This is a genomic window from Clostridium sp. 1001283B150210_160208_E6, assembly GCF_015669365.1.
Classification (GTDB): domain Bacteria; phylum Bacillota; class Clostridia; order Clostridiales; family Clostridiaceae; genus Clostridium; species Clostridium paraputrificum.
Genome location: NZ_JADPAA010000034.1, coordinates 1 through 2,925, shown reverse-complemented (window position 1 = coordinate 2,925; position 2,925 = coordinate 1). Strand labels below are relative to the sequence as shown.

The window sequence follows — 2,925 nt, the reverse complement described above, 5'->3', positions numbered from 1 at the left end:
AGGTCAAGCTACAAAGGGCGCATGGTGAATGCCTTGGCATCAGGAGCCGATGAAGGACGTGATAAGCTGCGATAAGCTTCGGGTAGGCGCACATAGCCAGAGATCCGAAGATTTCCGAATGAGGAAACTCACATGGGAAACCCCATGTATCCATAAGTGAATACATAGCTTATGGAAGGTAAACCCAGGGAACTGAAACATCTAAGTACCTGGAGGAAGAGAAAGAAAAATCGATTTTCTTAGTAGCGGCGAGCGAAAGGGAAAGAGCCCAAACCGGAAATTTATTTCCGGGGTTGCGGACAGAACATTAACGAGAAGTTATGGATAATTGAAGATGACTGGAAAGTCAAGCCATAGAGTGTAATAGCCACGTAAGTGAAATTCATAATAATCAAGTTCTGATCCAGAGTACCACGAGACACGTGAAACCTTGTGGGAAGCAGGGAGGACCACCTCCCAAGGCTAAATACTACCTGATGACCGATAGTGAAGCAGTACCGTGAGGGAAAGGTGAAAAGAACCCCGGGAGGGGAGTGAAATAGAACCTGAAACCGTGTGCCTACAACCGGTCAAAGCCCCTTATGAGGGTGATGACGTGCTTTTTGTAGAACGAGCCAACGAGTTACGGTATGTAGCAAGGTTAAGTACTTAAGGTACGGAGCCGAAGGGAAACCGAGTCTTAATAGGGCGACTAGTTGCATGCCGTAGACCCGAAACCGGGTGACCTATCCATGGCCAGGTTGAAGCGGGGGTAAAACCCCGTGGAGGACCGAACCACGTTGCTGTTGAAAAAGCATGGGATGAGCTGTGGATAGCGGAGAAATTCCAATCGAACTCGGAGATAGCTGGTTCTCCTCGAAATAGCTTTAGGGCTAGCGTCGGATATGAGTAGTGGAGGTAGAGCACTGAATGGGCTAGGGGGCATAGCGCTTACCGAACCTTATCAAACTCCGAATGCCACATACTATTAGTCCGGCAGTCAGACTGCGAAAGATAAGTTCCGTAGTCAAAAGGGAAACAGCCCAGATCGTCAGCTAAGGTCCCAAAGTGTAAGTTAAGTGGAAAAGGATGTGGGATTTCTAAGACAACTAGGATGTTGGCTTAGAAGCAGCCACTCATTAAAAGAGTGCGTAATAGCTCACTAGTCGAGAGATCCTGCGCCGAAGATGTCCGGGGCTCAAACTTACCACCGAAGCTACGGGTTCACACTTATGTGTGAGCGGTAGAGGAGCGTCGTAATCGGGCTGAAGTCGTACCGTAAGGAGCGGTGGACTGATTACGAGTGAGAATGTTGGCATTAGTAGCGAGATGTGGGTGAGAATCCCACAGGCCGAATATCTAAGGTTTCCTCAGGAAGGTTCGTCCGCTGAGGGTTAGTCGGGACCTAAGCCGAGGCCGAAAGGCGTAGGCGATGGACAATCGGTTGATATTCCGATACCACTACTGATCGTTATTATCGATGGTGTGACGGAGAAGGATAGAGTGTGCTAGCTATTGGATGCTAGTCTAAGCGTTTAGGGAGTTAGGAAAGGCAAATCCGTCCTAACAATTCTGAGGCGTGATGGGGAAGGTTCTACGGAACCGAAGTACTTGATTCCATGCTTCCAAGAAAAGCATCTAGAGAGAGATGTAGTGCCCGTACCGCAAACCGACACAGGTAGATGAGGAGAGAATCCTAAGGCCGGCGGAAGAATCACAGTTAAGGAACTAGGCAAATTGACCCCGTAACTTAGGGAGAAGGGGTGCCTGCGAGAGCAGGCCGCAGAGAATAGGCCCAAGCAACTGTTTAGCAAAAACACAGGTCTCTGCTAAAGCGAAAGCTGATGTATAGGGGCTGACGCCTGCCCGGTGCTGGAAGGTTAAGGGGAACACTTAGCGCAAGCGAAGGTGTGAACTTAAGCCCCAGTAAACGGCGGCCGTAACTATAACGGTCCTAAGGTAGCGAAATTCCTTGTCAGGTAAGTTCTGACCCGCACGAATGGCGTAATGACTTGGGCACTGTCTCAACTGTGAATCCGGCGAAGTTGTAGTGCGAGTGAAGATGCTCGCTACCCGCGATTGGACGGAAAGACCCCGTAGAGCTTTACTGTAGCTTAGCATTGAATTTCGGTATTGTCTGTACAGGATAGGTGGGAGACTGGGAAATCAGGGCGTCAGCCTTGATGGAGTCGTCCTTGGGATACCACCCTGACAGTACTGAGGTTCTAACTGGATGCCATGAATCTGGTGACAGGACATTGTTAGGTGGGCAGTTTGACTGGGGCGGTCGCCTCCTAAAAAGTAACGGAGGCGCCCAAAGGTTCCCTCAGAACGGTCGGAAATCGTTCGAAGAGTGCAAAGGCAGAAGGGAGCCTGACTGCGACACCCACAAGTGGAGCAGGGACGAAAGTCGGGCTTAGTGATCCGGTGGTACCTCGTGGGAGGGCCATCGCTCAACGGATAAAAGCTACCTCGGGGATAACAGGCTGATCTCCCCCAAGAGTCCACATCGACGGGGAGGTTTGGCACCTCGATGTCGGCTCGTCGCATCCTGGGGCTGAAGTAGGTCCCAAGGGTTGGGCTGTTCGCCCATTAAAGCGGCACGCGAGCTGGGTTCAGAACGTCGTGAGACAGTTCGGTCCCTATCCGTCGCGGGCGTAGGAAATTTGAGAGGAGCTGTCCTTAGTACGAGAGGACCGGGATGGACTGACCTCTGGTGCACCAGTTGTTCCGCCAGGAGCACAGCTGGGTAGCTAAGTCGGGAAGGGATAAACGCTGAAAGCATCTAAGCGTGAAGCCCACCTCAAGATGAGATTTCCCATAGCATAAGCTAGTAAGACCCCTTGAAGAACACGAGGTTGATAGGTCAGAGGTGTAAGTGCAGTAATGTATGTAGCTGACTGATACTAATAGGTCGAGGGCTTGACCAAGTTAAAGATATTTCAA

The 2,925-nt window shown here is 50.7% G+C and carries 1 rRNA gene; it reads left to right on the top strand.

Features of this window, described 5'->3' with window-relative positions:
- Position 1 precedes the first annotated feature (1 nt).
- Positions 2 to 2,909: ribosomal RNA gene (locus I4V16_RS17185) — 23S ribosomal RNA — on the top strand.
- Positions 2,910 to 2,925: the final 16 nt, after the last annotated feature.